The 14,920-nt window shown below is 46.7% G+C and carries 16 protein-coding genes and 1 pseudogene; 7 read left to right on the top strand and 10 right to left on the bottom strand.

All coding sequences use genetic code 11. The features are described 5' to 3' along the window. Nucleotides 1-159: 159 nt before the first annotated feature. Nucleotides 160-762, bottom strand: coding sequence for an NAD(P)H:quinone oxidoreductase (gene wrbA / locus HCJ96_RS04290; RefSeq protein WP_169209801.1), 603 nt, complete (start codon nt 760-762; stop codon nt 160-162). 264 nt (nt 763-1,026) lie between these two features. Here wrbA and HCJ96_RS04295 point away from each other — a divergent pair, with 264 nt between their 5' ends. Beyond that, nucleotides 1,027-1,824: a M48 family metallopeptidase gene (locus tag HCJ96_RS04295; protein ID WP_169209802.1), complete on the top strand. Its 798-nt coding sequence runs from the start codon at nt 1,027-1,029 to the stop codon at nt 1,822-1,824. A 46-nt stretch (nt 1,825-1,870) separates the two neighbouring features. Here HCJ96_RS04295 and HCJ96_RS04300 read toward each other — a convergent pair whose 3' ends face one another. Continuing rightward, nucleotides 1,871-2,755, bottom strand: coding sequence for a mechanosensitive ion channel family protein (locus HCJ96_RS04300; RefSeq protein WP_169209803.1), 885 nt, complete (start codon nt 2,753-2,755; stop codon nt 1,871-1,873). Between the two features lie 474 nt (nt 2,756-3,229). Here HCJ96_RS04300 and HCJ96_RS04305 point away from each other — a divergent pair, with 474 nt between their 5' ends. The 6 genes from HCJ96_RS04305 to HCJ96_RS04330 all read left to right on the top strand — a co-directional run bounded on the left by HCJ96_RS04305 (nt 3,230) and on the right by HCJ96_RS04330 (nt 7,401). After that, nucleotides 3,230-3,400 carry a hypothetical protein gene (locus tag HCJ96_RS04305; protein ID WP_169209804.1) on the top strand — a complete coding sequence of 57 codons (171 nt, stop codon included), beginning with the start codon at nt 3,230-3,232 and terminating at the stop codon, nt 3,398-3,400. Between the two features lie 145 nt (nt 3,401-3,545). After that, on the top strand, nt 3,546-4,274 hold the full coding sequence (locus tag HCJ96_RS04310) for a 16S rRNA (uracil(1498)-N(3))-methyltransferase (protein WP_169209805.1): 729 nt from the start codon (nt 3,546-3,548) through the stop codon (nt 4,272-4,274). A gap of 73 nt (nt 4,275-4,347) precedes the next feature. Further along, the gene (gene gshB, locus HCJ96_RS04315; protein WP_169209806.1) at nt 4,348-5,298 is read left to right on the top strand and encodes a glutathione synthase; all 951 of its coding nucleotides are present in this window, start codon (nt 4,348-4,350) and stop codon (nt 5,296-5,298) included. A gap of 10 nt (nt 5,299-5,308) precedes the next feature. Beyond that, entirely contained in the window at nt 5,309-5,875 is a 567-nt protein-coding gene (locus HCJ96_RS04320) for a YqgE/AlgH family protein (RefSeq protein WP_169209807.1), read from the top strand. Beyond that, nucleotides 5,868-6,299, top strand: coding sequence for a Holliday junction resolvase RuvX (gene ruvX, locus HCJ96_RS04325; RefSeq protein WP_343034648.1), 432 nt, complete (start codon nt 5,868-5,870; stop codon nt 6,297-6,299). Before HCJ96_RS04320 ends, ruvX begins: the two co-directional genes overlap by 8 nt. A gap of 76 nt (nt 6,300-6,375) precedes the next feature. Beyond that, nucleotides 6,376-7,401, top strand: coding sequence for a serine hydrolase domain-containing protein (locus tag HCJ96_RS04330; protein WP_169209809.1), 1,026 nt, complete (start codon nt 6,376-6,378; stop codon nt 7,399-7,401). A 21-nt stretch (nt 7,402-7,422) separates the two neighbouring features. Here HCJ96_RS04330 and HCJ96_RS04335 read toward each other — a convergent pair whose 3' ends face one another. The 8 genes and pseudogenes from HCJ96_RS04335 to HCJ96_RS04370 form a co-directional block, all read right to left on the bottom strand. Further along, nucleotides 7,423-8,796, bottom strand: coding sequence for a GTPase/DUF3482 domain-containing protein (locus HCJ96_RS04335; RefSeq protein WP_169209810.1), 1,374 nt, complete (start codon nt 8,794-8,796; stop codon nt 7,423-7,425). Continuing rightward, complete coding sequence (locus HCJ96_RS04340) at nt 8,793-9,965, bottom strand: DUF2868 domain-containing protein (protein WP_169209811.1); 1,173 nt, start codon at nt 9,963-9,965, stop codon at nt 8,793-8,795. The genes HCJ96_RS04335 and HCJ96_RS04340 overlap by 4 nt, the downstream gene beginning before the upstream one ends. 183 nt (nt 9,966-10,148) lie before the next feature. Further along, nucleotides 10,149-10,928 (bottom strand): substrate-binding periplasmic protein, encoded by a 780-nt coding sequence (locus HCJ96_RS04345; protein ID WP_169209812.1) that lies wholly within the window; start codon nt 10,926-10,928, stop codon nt 10,149-10,151. Nucleotides 10,929-11,084: 156 nt separating this feature from the next. Continuing rightward, nucleotides 11,085-11,744 carry a hypothetical protein gene (locus HCJ96_RS04350; RefSeq protein ID WP_169209813.1) on the bottom strand — a complete coding sequence of 220 codons (660 nt, stop codon included), beginning with the start codon at nt 11,742-11,744 and terminating at the stop codon, nt 11,085-11,087. Nucleotides 11,745-11,897: 153 nt separating this feature from the next. After that, nucleotides 11,898-12,296 (bottom strand): MAPEG family protein, encoded by a 399-nt coding sequence (locus HCJ96_RS04355; RefSeq protein ID WP_169209814.1) that lies wholly within the window; start codon nt 12,294-12,296, stop codon nt 11,898-11,900. Nucleotides 12,297-12,388: 92 nt separating this feature from the next. Then, nucleotides 12,389-12,730 carry a putative signal transducing protein gene (locus HCJ96_RS04360; protein WP_169209815.1) on the bottom strand — a complete coding sequence of 114 codons (342 nt, stop codon included), beginning with the start codon at nt 12,728-12,730 and terminating at the stop codon, nt 12,389-12,391. A gap of 2 nt (nt 12,731-12,732) precedes the next feature. Continuing rightward, entirely contained in the window at nt 12,733-13,842 is a 1,110-nt protein-coding gene (locus tag HCJ96_RS04365) for a PilT/PilU family type 4a pilus ATPase (protein ID WP_211162678.1), read from the bottom strand. Nucleotides 13,843-13,858: 16 nt separating this feature from the next. Continuing rightward, nucleotides 13,859-14,895: pseudogene (locus HCJ96_RS04370) on the bottom strand (type IV pilus twitching motility protein PilT). Between the last annotated feature and the right edge of the window lie 25 nt (nt 14,896-14,920).

The raw sequence follows: 14,920 nt of genomic DNA on the forward strand, positions 1-14,920 counted from the left end.
CCCCTGCTCTAACTGCTATCAGAGGCGACCTATTAACTTTCGTTGCACTACACCATGTATCATGATTAGAAACTAGCATTAAGCCTCGACATTCTCATACAACTTGAACAAAGAATATCACAGGCTTAAATGCCTAAAAACACGGTTATTCGTTGTTATCTAGCCCCTGGCAAGCTTCGCCGCAATCTCAGCCACATACTTACCCTGATATCTCGCGCCACCTAATTCTATCTCACTGGGTTGACGGGAGCCGTCACCACCGGCAAGCGTGGTGGCGCCATAGGGGGTGCCGCCTGCGACTTCTTCTAACTGAGAGAGTTTTTCATATGAATAAGGCAAGCCCACTACCACCATGCCCATGTGGAAAAAAGTGGTCATGTTGGATACCAGCGTGGTTTCCTGTCCGCCGTGTTGGCTGGCGGTGGAGGTGAAAGTTGAAGCCACTTTACCTTCCAATGCGCCTTTCTGCCACAGGCCGCCTGTTTGATCCCAGAAAGCTGCCATTTGTGAAGCCATACGACCATAGCGGGTGCCGACACCTACGATGATTGCATCGTAATTGGCCAATTCATCCACCTTGGCAATGGGTGCTTTCTGATCGGTTTTAAACCCGGCGTTTTTCACAACGTCGTCCGGTGCGGTTTCAGGTACACGTTTAATGTCTACTTCAGCGCCAGCGCTTCTGGCGCCCTCCGCTACCGCTTCAGCCATTTTTTCAACATGTCCATAAGATGAATAATAAAGTACCAGCACTTTTGCCATCGTCAGCTCCGGGGGTTAATAAAGAGTCTAGTTGTCTACGTCAGCTGGTCGCTTTAGATTGCAATGTTTCGCCACCCAACTAACTTTTAATTGTTCCTTCGACTCAAAATTCAGGTTAATTTCTTGAATTTCTAACACTTTTCATTTTTACTTTACTTCAGCTCACCGGTTGCAGATGAAGCCAAACTGAAAAAAGTTTCGTATATCAGCAACACGACAATTTATTTTTCACTGCCTTATGCAGCAATTAGAAAGGAACCTGTTATGACGAAGTGGATTAAGCGCGCTGGTGTGGTGTCACTGGTGACAATGTTAGGCGCATGCGGAACGTCACCCACCGGACGCAACCAGCTGTTGTTATTTCCCGAAGAGCAAATGGCGCAAATGGGGCAACAGGCGTTCACCAGCATGAAAGAAGAGCTGAAAGTGTCAAGCAAGCGGGTTGCCAATTCGTACGTAGAGTGTGTCGCCCGTTCAATTACCGTCCATGTACCCCAGGATGTGTTCACGGGTCAGTGGGAGGTGGTGGTGTTTGACGATGAACAGGTCAATGCCTTTGCCTTACCGGGCGGGAAAATTGGCGTTTATACCGGCTTACTTAACGTAGCCAAAAACCAGCATCAACTGGCTGCGGTGATAGGGCACGAAATTGGTCACGTGATTGCTCATCATGGTAATGAACGTATGTCCATCGGTACTGCCAGTAACCTGACTACGCAGGTAGTAGGTCAGGTACTAGCCGCCAATGAAGTGGCGTATTCAGGCCCCATTATGGCTGCAATTGGTCTGGGTGCTCAGGTAGGTGTGCAACTGCCCTATAGCCGAAGCCATGAGTCAGAGGCTGATTTAATTGGCTTAACGTTAATGGCCCAAGCGGGTTTTAATCCTCAGGAATCAGTGGCGTTATGGCATAATATGGATGCGGCAAGCGAAGGTAATCGCCCACCGGAGATGTTATCCACCCACCCGGCACCTGATACCCGTATTCAAAACTTACAAGCTAACATGGCCGAAGCCAACGCGCTTTATCAACAAGCCCCAAGACGTCCCGACTGCAAATAAACAAAAAAACGCCACTTCGACTTTGAACGAGTGGCGTTTTTAGCGCTTACATTTCAGGTGTGATTTTCACCTTATCTTTTTCCTGTTCCTCAGATTTTTCCTGTTTATGGATATGTACATCCATTTGCGGGTAAGGAATCGAAATGCCCTCTTCGTCAAAACGCAGTTTTACCGCCTCAGTAAAGGCCAGTTTTACGGCCAGAAAATCTGACGATGCCACCCAAGGACGTACAGTGAAATTAACACTATTATCACCCAGGTCGTTGACCCCTATCAGACACGCAGGCTCTTTAAGAATGCGCTCTTCCTCATCAACCAGCTCCTGCAGCACAGCTTTTGCTTTACGCAAATCATCATCGTAACCAATACCGAAAGTCATATCGCAACGGCGCGTGTCCCGCGCTGAGTAGTTGGTGATTCTGTCGCTGTATATCTTGCCGTTGGGAATGATGATTTCTTTGTTATCAACCGAAGTCAAAGTAGAAGTAAAGATACCAATCTTCTGCACCGTACCCGCCGTTCCTGCGCATTCAACAAAATTACCTGATTTAAAGGGTTTAAACACCAGTAGCATCACCCCTGCGGCGAAGTTCTTCAGTGAATCTTGTAATGACAAGCCGATAGCAAGACCGGCAGCACCTAAAATGGCTACCAACGAAGTGGTGTTCACACCCAACTCATCTAACGATGCCACTATAACAAACAGCATCAGTACCGCGCTGATAATTGACTCTAAAAAATCGATCAGCATTTGGTCATATTTAGAGCGCGCCATGACTTTGGCAAACATCGACATCACAATCGATACGACGATACGACCAATAACGAATATAATCACCGCCATGGCGATATTGATAGCCCAGGGAATAGCGTACACATTGATGTAACGTTCGATATCTTCAGCTGTGAACAGAGAAATTATGTCTTCCATAGCGTTGCAGTTTTACCGCCCCATTTTTTAATTGAGTTTGAGATTCTTTTTTCAAAATATCAATGATCCAAGCCATTGCACAACCTTTATTAACGGGATTAGCGAATAATGATTAATTAATCTCAGTAGTTTACGAACAGGTTTAATACTTCGTCATCAGTTTGTCATCAACCAGCGTTAGGCTTCAACTGCGTTTAGAGACGCGAAAGAAATCGTGTTTTGTAACAGATTGATTTATCTCAGTTACCCAAAAAAATGCACATAAATTGCGCTACCGGCTGGAATTCATGTGTTTTTTGACTATATTTTTTACTTAACGTCAATGCAGGAAAGACATGTTTTGGTGATGGTGAAAAGGGGCATGAGTGGGGTATAATAGCACCCGGCTCTCGTTTTGTTTTCCCCAAGGGTGGCATTCATGCACCCTTAAACTAAAACAGCCATTGATAGTTAATGTTTTTAAAGGATTTGAAAATGTTATTTATAACTGTTCTTTTCTTAGTAGTGTTGTTGTTATTAGCGTATGCACTGTCAACTGATAAGGGTAAAAACACCGTTCATGCCAGACGGAGCAATCCAAAAATCGTGACCGAGCCATTAGAGGCGATGACTAAAGCCGAATCCAAAGCATTGCACGCTAATTAATTCTAAAAATAAGTTGTCTTCCTCCACAGTTATTCAAGCGGGCCATTGTGTCCGCTTGATACATTCTAAGCCTACAATTCGTTGCAGACTGACCATGCTTATCAGTATCATATTTAGCTGATTTAGTTTTTAACGGATTTGTTTCATGCGTATACCCCGCCTGTTTCACCCCGGCCCTATCGCCGTTGATACCGAGTTTGAATTGAGCGCAGAGGCCACACATCACGTCGCTAACGTACTGCGTTTAAAACCCGGGCATCCTGTTGTGTTATTCAATGGTGATGGTAACGAGTACAGCGCTGAACTAATCAGTGTAAGCAAGCGTTTGGTCACCGTAGAAGCGGACGCCTGTCTGTCGCTGACTAAAGAGTCGCCTTTATACCTTCATTTGGGACAGGGCATTTCCAAAGGTGATCGCATGGAAACCGTCTTGCAAAAAGCGGTGGAACTAGGAGTGACCGAAATTACCCCTTTACTGACAGAACGCTGCGCGGTGAAACTGGATGAGAAACGCTGGGAAAAAAAACAACAACAATGGCTGAAAATTATCAGTGGTGCCTGCGAACAGTGTGGCCGCAATGTGCTGCCCACCTTAAATTCCCCTGTGTCGCTAAGCCAATGGCTAGCCAAGTCGACTAAGGCCATGCGGGTAACGCTCTCACCGACCGCCAGCGATCCCATCACCAAACTGGCGTACCACTCTCAAGGATATCAACTCTTAATTGGTCCCGAAGGCGGACTATCTGAGAACGAAGTCCATCAGGCCCAAGAGTGCGGGTATCTTACGGTCAGCATTGGCCCACGTGTATTGAGAACAGAAACCGCAGCTATCACCAGCTTAAGCATTTTACAGGCCCTTCACGGTGATTTTTAGTCTGGCTATGTGGTTGAATTATGCAGGCTAACCACCATAGTATGTTTTACGCTAATACAACTGAATATCAATCATGAGCTACTCGGTCGGCATCGTGATGGACCCTATCGCGTCCATTAAGCCTCACAAAGACACCAGTTTCGCAATGATGCTGGAAGCCCAGCGTCGCGGCGCCACCCTTTATTATTTTGAAATGGGTGATTTATATCTGGACAATGGTGTGCCCAAAGGTCTTGCCCGCCAGGTATCAGTTAGGGATCAGGCCACGGATTTTTATACGCTTGCCGAAAGCAAAGACGTAAACCTGGCTGATATTGATGTGTTTTTAATGCGTAAAGATCCCCCTTTTGATAGTGAGTACCTTTACGCTACGCAAATTCTGACGTTAGTTGAAGAAGCCGGTGCGCTGGTGGTTAACAAACCATCCAGTCTTCGAGATTTTAATGAAAAGTTGTTTACGTCCTGGTTTCCGGATCTGATACCGGCAACGTTAGTGACGCGCAATCCCACGTTGATCAAGTCGTTCCACCAAAAGCACAAAGATATAATATGCAAGCCGTTGGATGGCATGGGTGGAGCTTCCATTTTCAGAGTCAAAGAAGACGGCAATAATCTGGGAGTGGTAATCGAAACGCTGACGCAATTAAACAAGCGCTACATGATGGTTCAGGCGTATTTGCCAGAGATTAGCGAGGGCGATAAACGAATTTTGATTGTCGATGGTGAAGTTATGCCTTATGCATTGGCTCGTTTGCCCTCGCAAGGCGAAACCCGCGGCAATCTCGCCGTTGGCGGAACCGGCCGTCCACAGCCCTTATCGGAATCTGATTTAGAGCTCGCGCAAAAAATTGCTCCGGTGGTAAAAGAAAAAGGGCTGTTATTTGTTGGCCTGGATGTTATCGGAAATAAAGTAACAGAAATAAACGTTACCAGCCCCACATGCGTAAGAGAAATTGAGGCACACTTCGATATCAATATTACAGGCAAGCTGTTCGATGCAATTGAGCGACGAATTAAGCGGTAGTGAGGGGTTCATGACGGAGTTAAAAAGTTTACAAAATCATTTTCTGATTGCCATGCCTTCTATGGAAGATCCGTATTTTTCACGCTCACTCACCTACATCTGCGAGCACAACGCTGAGGGAGCGATGGGGATCGTAGTGAACCAGCCTTCTAATATGAATTTAAAGCAGCTGCTTGAGCAAACTGACAAAGATGCCATCGTGGCAGAAGATCGTCAGGAGCAAATTATCCTGGCAGGCGGCCCGGTCAGTCAGGAAAGGGGTTTCGTCCTGCATACACATGAAGGAAACTGGGCTTCCAGTCTGGCGCTCAGCACTGAGATTATGGTGACCACCTCAAAGGATATTTTAACTGCAATCGGCAATAAAAGTGGCCCGCAGAGCTCTGTTATTGCGCTAGGCTATGCCGGGTGGACAGCGGGGCAATTAGAAGAAGAGATGCAACATAACTCCTGGCTAACAATTGAAGCTGATCCTGACATTCTCTTTCACACTCCTATTCACAAACGCTGGCAAGCTGCAGTGAATAAACTGGGAATTGATGTGTGGCAACTCGCACCGGAGAGCGGACGTGCCTGATAAGGGTCAACGCACTGTATTGGCGTTTGATTTCGGCACCAAAAGTATCGGTATCGCAATAGGTCAGGAAGTCACAGGCACCGCCGCTCCACTGGCTGCATTAAAGGCCCGCGATGGCATACCAGACTGGGACGCAATAAAAAATATTATCGATCAATGGCAACCCGATTTAGCAGTCGTAGGATTGCCATTGAACATGGACGGCACAGAACAGGCGGTTACTCAACGCGCCAAAACCTTTGCCAATCGCATTCACGGTCGCTTCAATCTGGCTGTTGAAACCTGGGACGAACGGTTATCTACCGTGGATGCCCGGGCCATGCTGTTTGAGCTCGGCGGTTACAAAAAGCTGACCAAAGAAAAAGTGGATAGCGTATCAGCCTGTGTCATTTTTACCAGCTGGGCCGAAAATCAGTATCGTTAAATCTTCTTTTTAGCGCATTTTATTGTTCGTTTTTTATGCTAGCATTGAAATCAATCTTTGATTGGACTTCGTTAGCATGCTTACTGCACGTCATTATTTGTTGCTACTGGTTGTATTGATCAATACGCTTTCCTGCGGCGGTGGAGTCAGCTCCGAGCCAGCAAAGGCCAACAGCCCGCCCACCTCGGTAAACAGTTCCTCCACGCCTAAGTCGCTGCAGCAAATTGCAGATAACGCGCTGAAGAACAGCGATGTATCCGGTATGATTCTGCTATCTCAAATGGCCGATGAACAGCCAAAGGTAGTTTCATCAGGCCTGGCTGTAAAAAATACGTCACTGTTTAAAATTGCCAGTATTAGTAAACTTTTCATCGCGGTTGCGGTCACCCGCCTGGCAAACGAAAACACGCTGAGTATGCAGGATACGGTTGTAACCTGGTTACCCGAGTTGGCGTCAGACATTGCCAACGCTGAAACCGCCACTCTGCTGCATCTGGTCACGCATCGAAGTGGTATTCCTGATTTTGATAGTCAGCCTGGCTTTTCCTGGGACCGATCGCACACTAACATGGCTGCAACGTTGAAAATGATCATTGGCAAGCCAGCTGACTTTTCTCCTGGCATGCGTTACCAATATTCGAACAGCAACTATTTATTGCTGGGAATGGTGTTGGATCGAGCTTTGGGCTTTAATCACGAAGATTATATAAAAAACGAAATTTTGGACTCTTTAGGCATGCACAACAGTTACCTCCAGCAAGTGCACGCCCCACAGGAATTACTGGCCACAGGCTATTGGGATGGCCGTGACAAAAAAGCGCAGGAATATAAAATACCTGGAGGATCGATGGTGGCGTCGGTGCAGGACATTTGCGTTTTTATGGCGGCGCTTAACCGCGGCACGTTATTAAGTGAAGAAGAAGCAAAGCTGTACCCCTATTATTATGAGCATACCGGGTGGCTGCCCGGCTACCAGAGTGTTGCACGCTATGATGCATCTTCAGATACGGTAATTGTTATTTTTACTGCCAATACCGGTGGCGAGAGCAGCAATGTAACAGAACGGACGTTTAATCTGGTCCGCAATATTGCCCGCCAGTAACCCTAAATTGAAAGCCTTGGATTACACGTTAGAAAACAGGGGCGACAGCGCTTGTTCAAGATGGTCTGTTGGACGCTGTTTTATTAATCGCTCACATTCCTGATGCAATTCACGTTGCGTGCTTTTTTCAAGATTTTGTACACGTTGTTGAAAGTCTGCTGCATTCAGTGCCAGTGTTTCCCGGCTGGCATGGCTTCGTTGCGAAATTTGCGCGTGTAAATGAATGAATCGACCAATCACCACATAGGGAAAGTTGCGATTTTTTATGGGTCCTAAACGGGCCTCGTATCCACCCACAGGTAAACCCTGCACTGACAGGTCAGCGAGTTTATCAGCACCGAACCAGGCACTGGACGCCCCCAACAAACCTCCACCCAATGCGCCTAGCATAAAACTGGATCCAGCTACTGCGGCATCAAACGCCGCACCGCCCAGCGCCCCTGTAGCTGTGGCAGCATAGACTAGCTGTTTTTTATCCAAGCCCCAGGCGAACCATTGACCACAATCAAATAAATCGGGGGGTAAATCTAAATTCGAGGCAACCACGTCGCTTTGAAAATGCCCGTATATTGCCATTAACTCTTTCACCGCCTGCGTTTCGCGGTCGCGCATCCATTGGTGATACTTTTTTTCCAGCAGAGGTTTGATTTTATCAGCCTGTTGCGGCGTGAGCACTTTTTGGCTTTCCTGATGCTGGCACAAATCTTCAACCAAACGGCTTAACAACATAATACTTTGCTCACGTTGCTGTTGCCTTTGAAACTGCAAATCGTCTATGGTCTGAAGCAGGGTTTCTGACCACCCAGCATTCAAATGAGAAAAGGTTTTTAATAAAGCGATTTGTTTTTCAAAATCTGCTTTCATCGGGTTAAACACTTGCACCGATTTAAAATACTGTAGCAGCGCACTTTCCCACTCTTTTACATGGTCGACGCTCTCAATCGGGTTGATCAATGCCATTGACGGCTGTCCGCTCCAGCGTAATATTTCCATTTCCGCTTCGTACTCAGCCCCATATGGACGCGAACCATCGACAACATACAAAATTGCTGCTCCGTTCACAATCGGCCGCAATAATTCAACTTCATCGGGAAATTGCTGTCGACATTGATTATCGTTTACAAATTTAGCTAGCACTTTTGCGCGTTCACTGGCGTTAGCGCCTTGCTCATTCAGCCAGCGCAAAACTTTCAAAGGCCGTTGAAACCCTGGCGTGTCAATCAGTTGATAGCCACCGTTTGCGGTATCAACGGTAATAATTTCAGCTTTTTCAGTAGTACCGCTGCGGCTGGATATCACCACATCGTCGTTTTGCGATAGCGTAGACACAATGGACGACTTTCCTTTGTTTGGATGCCCAACCACCGCAAAGCGTGCTATGTTTCGCGCTTTCATGCTTTGTCCTCGCCTGCGACGACATCATGTTGGCCCAGTTCATTATCGCTGGTGGGCTGAAACAGTTTCCAGTTATCAAGCTCTGAACAAAATCGGCGCCACTCATCAAGGTGCTTGGATTCGGCTTTTTGTAGCGTATGTTGATGATAGTTTACCGGGTAAAGTAACCCAAAGCCTTGTTGAAGAAAGTCCTGTAAGTCTCCCATCGGCGGCTCCCATGCCTTGACCAGAACCAGTTTACACTGAGAAAACTGTTCGGCCTGCATTTGCTCTGCTTCGCTTGCCAGGGGTCCTGCCTTGAGCTTTAATTGCCCTGCGGTAACCGGCAGCTGCGACGTTATCTCATCAGGTAATGCACTCCAGTTCACCACTGCATATTCTTGTGGCAATTGATTATGCACCTTACATAGCTCAAAGCGCTCTGGCTGTCGTCGTTTGTTTTGCTGAATTCGTTGATGCAGCTGTTGTTCAAAATCATTGTTTAGCCTGCGCTTGATTATAAAGCGACTGACCACAAGCAGTACGCCTCTTAACAAAAACGCATAAAAGAGTTGGGTAGCCAGAATAAATGGCCACCACAAAGACAGGTTTGCCGGGTTTTCATACACTTGGGTTAATCGTGAGTCCTGAGTGCGTTCAAGCAATTCGATAGTAGGCTGCGCTGACTCCCAAAACCACCAGGGTGATGCAACAACCTTTAATAAGGGATAAATATCACTGGCCGTTAATAACGTGCTTCGCCACACAAAATTAATGTCGGTTGCCAGTAACAGTATGAGCAAAGTAAGAACGCCAGCCAGCGAGTAGGCTAACATGGCAAATTGGGTTTGAAGAAAAAACCAGTGTTTATCCAAGTGCCTCTGACGAAGCTGGCGCAGAACAGTTGATTGGGAAACGCCTGAAAAAGAAAAAAAGCTGATTATTCGCGCCAGGTTTATACCTTTACCACGAACGAGTGAAAAGATGGAGGTAAACAGTCCAAGTAATGGAAACAGTAAAAAGACCAGCAACAGATAGAACAAATTTACCCGTCCCTGAGCATCGCCATTTAACAAAAAAAAGCTCAATATAAAGCCTAATAACAAACCACTGCATGCGATCACTGGCGAGATGCGCACGGTTTGTGAGACTTCGTCGTGGCTGGCTGCAGAAAATTCAGTTGCTGTCACACTTCAACTCTAATTGGTTAAAATCAATAGGCTTTTCAGATGGTACGTAATTAGTACTGTCTCTACAATCAAAAACCCAGTTTGGCCCATTCAAACCAGCCATTTTGACAATACAGCTGCGTCAGACATGCTCAGCAGCGCCATTAATACTGCCGCAGAGCTGGCAGAAAACGGATTTCTGTATTAACTTTCCCACAACCCCCACTTTCGCAGAATACGTTCATATTCGCCATTTTGTTTCAGTGTTTTCAATCCATTTCTCAACGTTGTAACCAACGCCCTATCGGTATTAAGTCCCGTTGCCATTTGTAGCGGTAAACTGAGTTCATCAATATCGAGTACCGACTCAAGCTTTGTCGCATCCAGACCCGCGTTTTCGACTTCGTGTTTACCTGAGACTGTGTTGGTCAGCACAAAATCAACACGTTCCATGTACAGTAACGTCCACAATTGACGGGTATTTTTAACCAGGGTTAAATTGGTTTGTTCAGAAAAACCGTTGGCTTTGAGATAAGCAGCCGAACCATAACCACGCACTGTGGCAACACGCCAGTGTTTTGCCTGCTCCAGGTTTGTGACGTTAACATTATTGCGATGTGACAGCTTCAGCAATGATGCTTTGGCAACGTGAACCAGTCCCAGCCATTGCAACTCGGATTCTCGAGAAGGTGTTTCCAACACCAGCATAAGTACAGAGTTGGGTGAATGCGTGGCCTCATGATAGGCTCTCGCCCACGGTAATTGCTCTAAGGTTGCATGAATACCCGTTTCACTAAAAAGCGCGTTTGCCAGATCGACCATTGCACCTTTGGTCTCACCATCTTCATCAAGATAAAAATAAGGGGGGGCTATTTCACTATAAAAACGAATAACCTTTTTGGCCTGTTCACCATTCGCCAAGCCTGCGCTAACAAAAAAGAACAGTAGCATCGCTGCCATTCTAGCTTTAGTGGTAATGCTCATAGACGTCTAACACAGTACAGCAGCAGGAATTCGACTTTTTAGTGTGGCTTCGGGTAAAAAAAAGATTGCACAACCCTACTTACTACTGTTTAAATTTTAAACCACTTTATAAATGTACATTATAGGGCTTTTTTTGCAAAGGTATGTGGTGTGTGTTCAGGAACGAGCTGTGTCGTGTTTGAATAACACCAAACTTAGCCATAGAAACCACAGAATTTGCCCCAGCCCAAATACAGCGCCTGCTTCGCTAAGCCCAGGCACAATCGTAATACAACCCGCTATGCCCACCAACAAGCCGATGTAATTGAGCGTATTAGGTAGTGCCTTGCTACGTAAAGCGATAACGCTTATCATCAACACCCATAAACCCCCAATCACTTCAACACCACCGCCTAAACCGTCTTGAATAGCGCCCAGTGTTTGCCACAACGACATTGCAAATTCGGGTTCTGACGGATATAGGGTGATGACTTTTTGCATACCTACATTGGCAATCATACCGCTGGCAATGAGTAGTCCCGCCCAAATAAAGCCAAGAACTTTTGCCGCACCCCGGCCAATCGATTGTGCCTGACTGATACGCGCATCCAGCGCAATCGTGAGGAAAACCAGTACGATGCCGAACAAGGTATAGATGACACTGTTCCAAACAGAAAGCAGGGTTTGGTTGGCGATTAAAAATTCAAGCTTCTGCGCCTTGGTCCAGGCTGCGGCCTGCTCGGGAGAAAGCAGGAACGCCAGCACAGCGAAGCCAAATATATACGCACACCCTGCATACAAGGCAGCAATCCCACCCGTTGTTCTACTATTCATCATTTACCAATCATGTTTTATTATTCATGTTAACTGTACGACATATTAGAACGTTGGGTGAGGTGTTATTGTTACAGAATATTTACGCGGACACTCCCCCTCCCGGCGTATTTAAACAGGGTTAAATACGCATTCATCGCAGAGGGAAGCCGAAACTTACATTGATTGCGGAAGGGCGAAATAGATTAGTGCCAGGGAGACAGCAAAGCCTACCAGCCAAGCTGAGCTTCGTAACAGATGAATATTGAACCAGTAGGCAAAAAGGTAAACAGTGCGGGCGACCACGAAGGTAATCGCCAGATTGACAATCAGCGGCCCAGTGGTATTCGTGGCGATGCAGGCCAATAAACCAGGAGCAAACATGGTCAGCGCTTCAAAACAATTCTCGTGAGCGGCTCTGGCTCTGGCACCAAACCCCGTTAAACTGGCCTGTTGAGCACGGGGCTCTTTATTGTTATAGCCCCCTTCCTGCTTATTCTGAGCATAGGCTAACGGGACTTTGGCCAGAATCGGCATTAATGTTGCGATAAATAAACAAAGTAAAAGTAGCGTCATTTATGGCATCTCTTTTTAAAAAGAAGGGTGTATTTCAAAAGATTAAAGCAGAATTTAGCCATGGAATAAAGCGCTATGGCGTGGAGACATGGTTAACTCGAAGGAACAAAGCGCTGTTCAAACTCGCATTGCCAGCAACTTTCAAATTCGGGCTCGTTAAGCTCGTGGCATTGTGGGCACTGCCATAACTGTGCGCACATTTTATCATTATCGTCCTGCAAGTTTTGTTTTAAAACATCAATAACTTTGCTGGCTTTTGCTTCCCAGGTGTCGTCTATCAACCATATTTCAGGCATTACCTCCTGCCATGGGAGTTCACCGATAGCACCGCTAATGAACTCGTTTTTCATCAGATAGGGAATATCTAATGCTTCAAGTTCACTGCGGACTTGCTGAACTAAAAACCGATCATCGCTGGCAAACAGCTTTTTCATGTTTAATCCATATCAATGGAAACATTTGATAACGAACCCAAACCTGACCCTTCGTTGGTGTCTAACTTAATCATCAAACGTAAATCGTTTGGTGAGTCAGCATTATGTAATGCCTGATCAAGCTGAATACGGCCGGCTTTGTACAAATCGTATAGCGCCATATCAAAGCTCTGCATACCCATCTCGCGACCTTTTTTCATCGCATCTTTCAGACCACCGATTTCGTTTCGTTGGATCAAGTCAGAAACGAGAGGTGAATTCAGTAGAATTTCAATAGCAGCCACCCGCCCTTTGCCATCAGTAGTGGGGACGAGTTGTTGCGCCACTATCGCACGGATATTTAAGCTTAAGTCAAAGCGTAGCTTATCATGCATATCTTTTGGAGCCAGGTGCATTATACGCTCTATCGCCTGATTAGCGTTGTTAGCGTGCAACGTTGCCACACATAAATGGCCGGTATCTGCAAAAGACATGGCATATTCCATGGTCTCCATCGATCGGATTTCACCTATCAATATAACGTCCGGTGCCTGGCGCAAGGAGCTTTTCAGCGCATCATCAAATGACTGTGTATCAATGCCGACCTCTCGTTGTGTGACCACGCAGTTACGATGTTCGTGGACAAACTCAATGGGGTCTTCGATGGTGAGAATATGGCCGTGAGAGTTTTCGTTTCGATGACCAATTAAGGCCGCAAGGGATGTCGACTTACCGGTTCCGGTTCCACCCACGAACAACACCAGGCCCCGTTTGGCCATAATGATATCTTTTAGTACTGGCGGCAGCCCTAACGAATCTGCCTGTGGAATTTGGGTGACAATGCGACGCACTACCATGCCAGCTTTATCCCGCTGCCAGAATGCACTGCAACGGAAACGTCCTACTCCATCGCGGGCGATGGCGAAATTACATTCTTTACTGATATGAAAGGTGTCCTGCTGCTTCTCATCCATGGCCTCATGCACAAGCGCTAACGCATCGGCATCCGATAATGGCGAGTCAGTGAACGGTGCCATCTTGCCATTCACTTTGGCACTCACCGGGAAACCCGACGTTACAAATAAATCAGACGCCGACGTTTCGACCATTTTTTCTAAAAACGAATCCAGCATAATGTGCTCCTAATCGCTAACCCATTTTAGCTTTATCGATAGACTTTGCCGCAGCATCTTGATGGGATACCACGCCCATGGCGACCAGCTTTTGCAGACACTGATCCATGGTTTGCATTCCATGCGCCTGGCCTGTCTGGATCACAGAGTACATTTGCGGCACTTTATCTTCCCGGATCAGGTTGCGAATCGCCGGTATACCCACCATGATTTCATGGGCCGCTACCCTGCCCCCCCCAATTTTCTTCAACAGTGTTTGCGAAATGACCGCACGCAGTGATTCGGAGAGCATTGAGCGCACCATAGCTTTTTCTTCTGCCGGGAAAACATCAATGATACGGTCGATGGTTTTAGGGGCTGAGTTGGTGTGCAAGGTACCAAATACCAAATGCCCGGTTTCTGCCGCGGACATGGCCAGACGGATGGTTTCCAGGTCACGTAATTCACCCACCAGAATGACGTCAGGATCTTCACGCAACGCAGAGCGTAGTGCGTTAGAAAAACTATGCGTGTCACGGTGTACTTCACGCTGGTTAAGCACACTCAGTTTATTTTCGTGCACAAATTCAATTGGATCTTCGATGGTCAGGATATGTTCACGCTTGTACGAGTTAATATGATCGACCATGGCGGCAAGGGTAGTACTCTTACCCGAGCCTGTTGCTCCGGTTACCAACACCAACCCGGTGGGCTGATTGATAATATCTTTAAAATGGCCGGACAGCCCAGTTCATCCAGAGTTAATACGCGACTGGGAATGGTACGCAATACGGCTGCCGCACCGCGGTTTTGGACAAACGCATTGACCCTGAAGCGCGACAAATCTTTCACTTCAAACGAGAAATCGGTTTCGAGATTTTCTTCGTATTCTTTACGCTGACGATCATTCATGATTTCATAAACCAGCGCATGTACTTGCTTGTGATCAAGCTCAGGCACATTCAGGCGGCGCATCTCGCCGTCAACGCGAATGATCGGAGGTAAGCCAGCTGACAAGTGCAAGTCGGAGGCGTTATTTTTTACACTGAAAGCTAAAAGTTCGGTAATATCCAAGGCTATCTCTCCAAAACTTATGGTG

The organism is Alteromonas ponticola, assembly GCF_012911815.1.
Lineage (GTDB): Bacteria > Pseudomonadota > Gammaproteobacteria > Enterobacterales > Alteromonadaceae > Alteromonas > Alteromonas ponticola.

Bases quoted from the DNA above. Each gene is read 5' to 3' on its own strand.
- wrbA (WP_169209801.1), bottom strand. From the start codon at position 762: ATGGCAAAAGTGCTGGTACTTTATTATTCATCTTATGGACATGTTGAA.
- HCJ96_RS04295 (WP_169209802.1), top strand. From the start codon at position 1,027: ATGACGAAGTGGATTAAGCGCGCTGGTGTGGTGTCACTGGTGACAATG.
- HCJ96_RS04300 (WP_169209803.1), bottom strand. From the start codon at position 2,755: ATGGAAGACATAATTTCTCTGTTCACAGCTGAAGATATCGAACGTTAC.
- HCJ96_RS04305 (WP_169209804.1), top strand. From the start codon at position 3,230: ATGTTATTTATAACTGTTCTTTTCTTAGTAGTGTTGTTGTTATTAGCG.
- HCJ96_RS04310 (WP_169209805.1), top strand. From the start codon at position 3,546: ATGCGTATACCCCGCCTGTTTCACCCCGGCCCTATCGCCGTTGATACC.
- gshB (WP_169209806.1), top strand. From the start codon at position 4,348: ATGAGCTACTCGGTCGGCATCGTGATGGACCCTATCGCGTCCATTAAG.
- HCJ96_RS04320 (WP_169209807.1), top strand. From the start codon at position 5,309: ATGACGGAGTTAAAAAGTTTACAAAATCATTTTCTGATTGCCATGCCT.
- HCJ96_RS04330 (WP_169209809.1), top strand. From the start codon at position 6,376: ATGCTTACTGCACGTCATTATTTGTTGCTACTGGTTGTATTGATCAAT.
- HCJ96_RS04335 (WP_169209810.1), bottom strand. From the start codon at position 8,796: ATGAAAGCGCGAAACATAGCACGCTTTGCGGTGGTTGGGCATCCAAAC.
- HCJ96_RS04345 (WP_169209812.1), bottom strand. From the start codon at position 10,928: ATGAGCATTACCACTAAAGCTAGAATGGCAGCGATGCTACTGTTCTTT.
- HCJ96_RS04350 (WP_169209813.1), bottom strand. From the start codon at position 11,744: ATGATGAATAGTAGAACAACGGGTGGGATTGCTGCCTTGTATGCAGGG.
- HCJ96_RS04355 (WP_169209814.1), bottom strand. From the start codon at position 12,296: ATGACGCTACTTTTACTTTGTTTATTTATCGCAACATTAATGCCGATT.
- HCJ96_RS04360 (WP_169209815.1), bottom strand. From the start codon at position 12,730: ATGAAAAAGCTGTTTGCCAGCGATGATCGGTTTTTAGTTCAGCAAGTC.
- HCJ96_RS04365 (WP_211162678.1), bottom strand. From the start codon at position 13,842: ATGCTGGATTCGTTTTTAGAAAAAATGGTCGAAACGTCGGCGTCTGAT.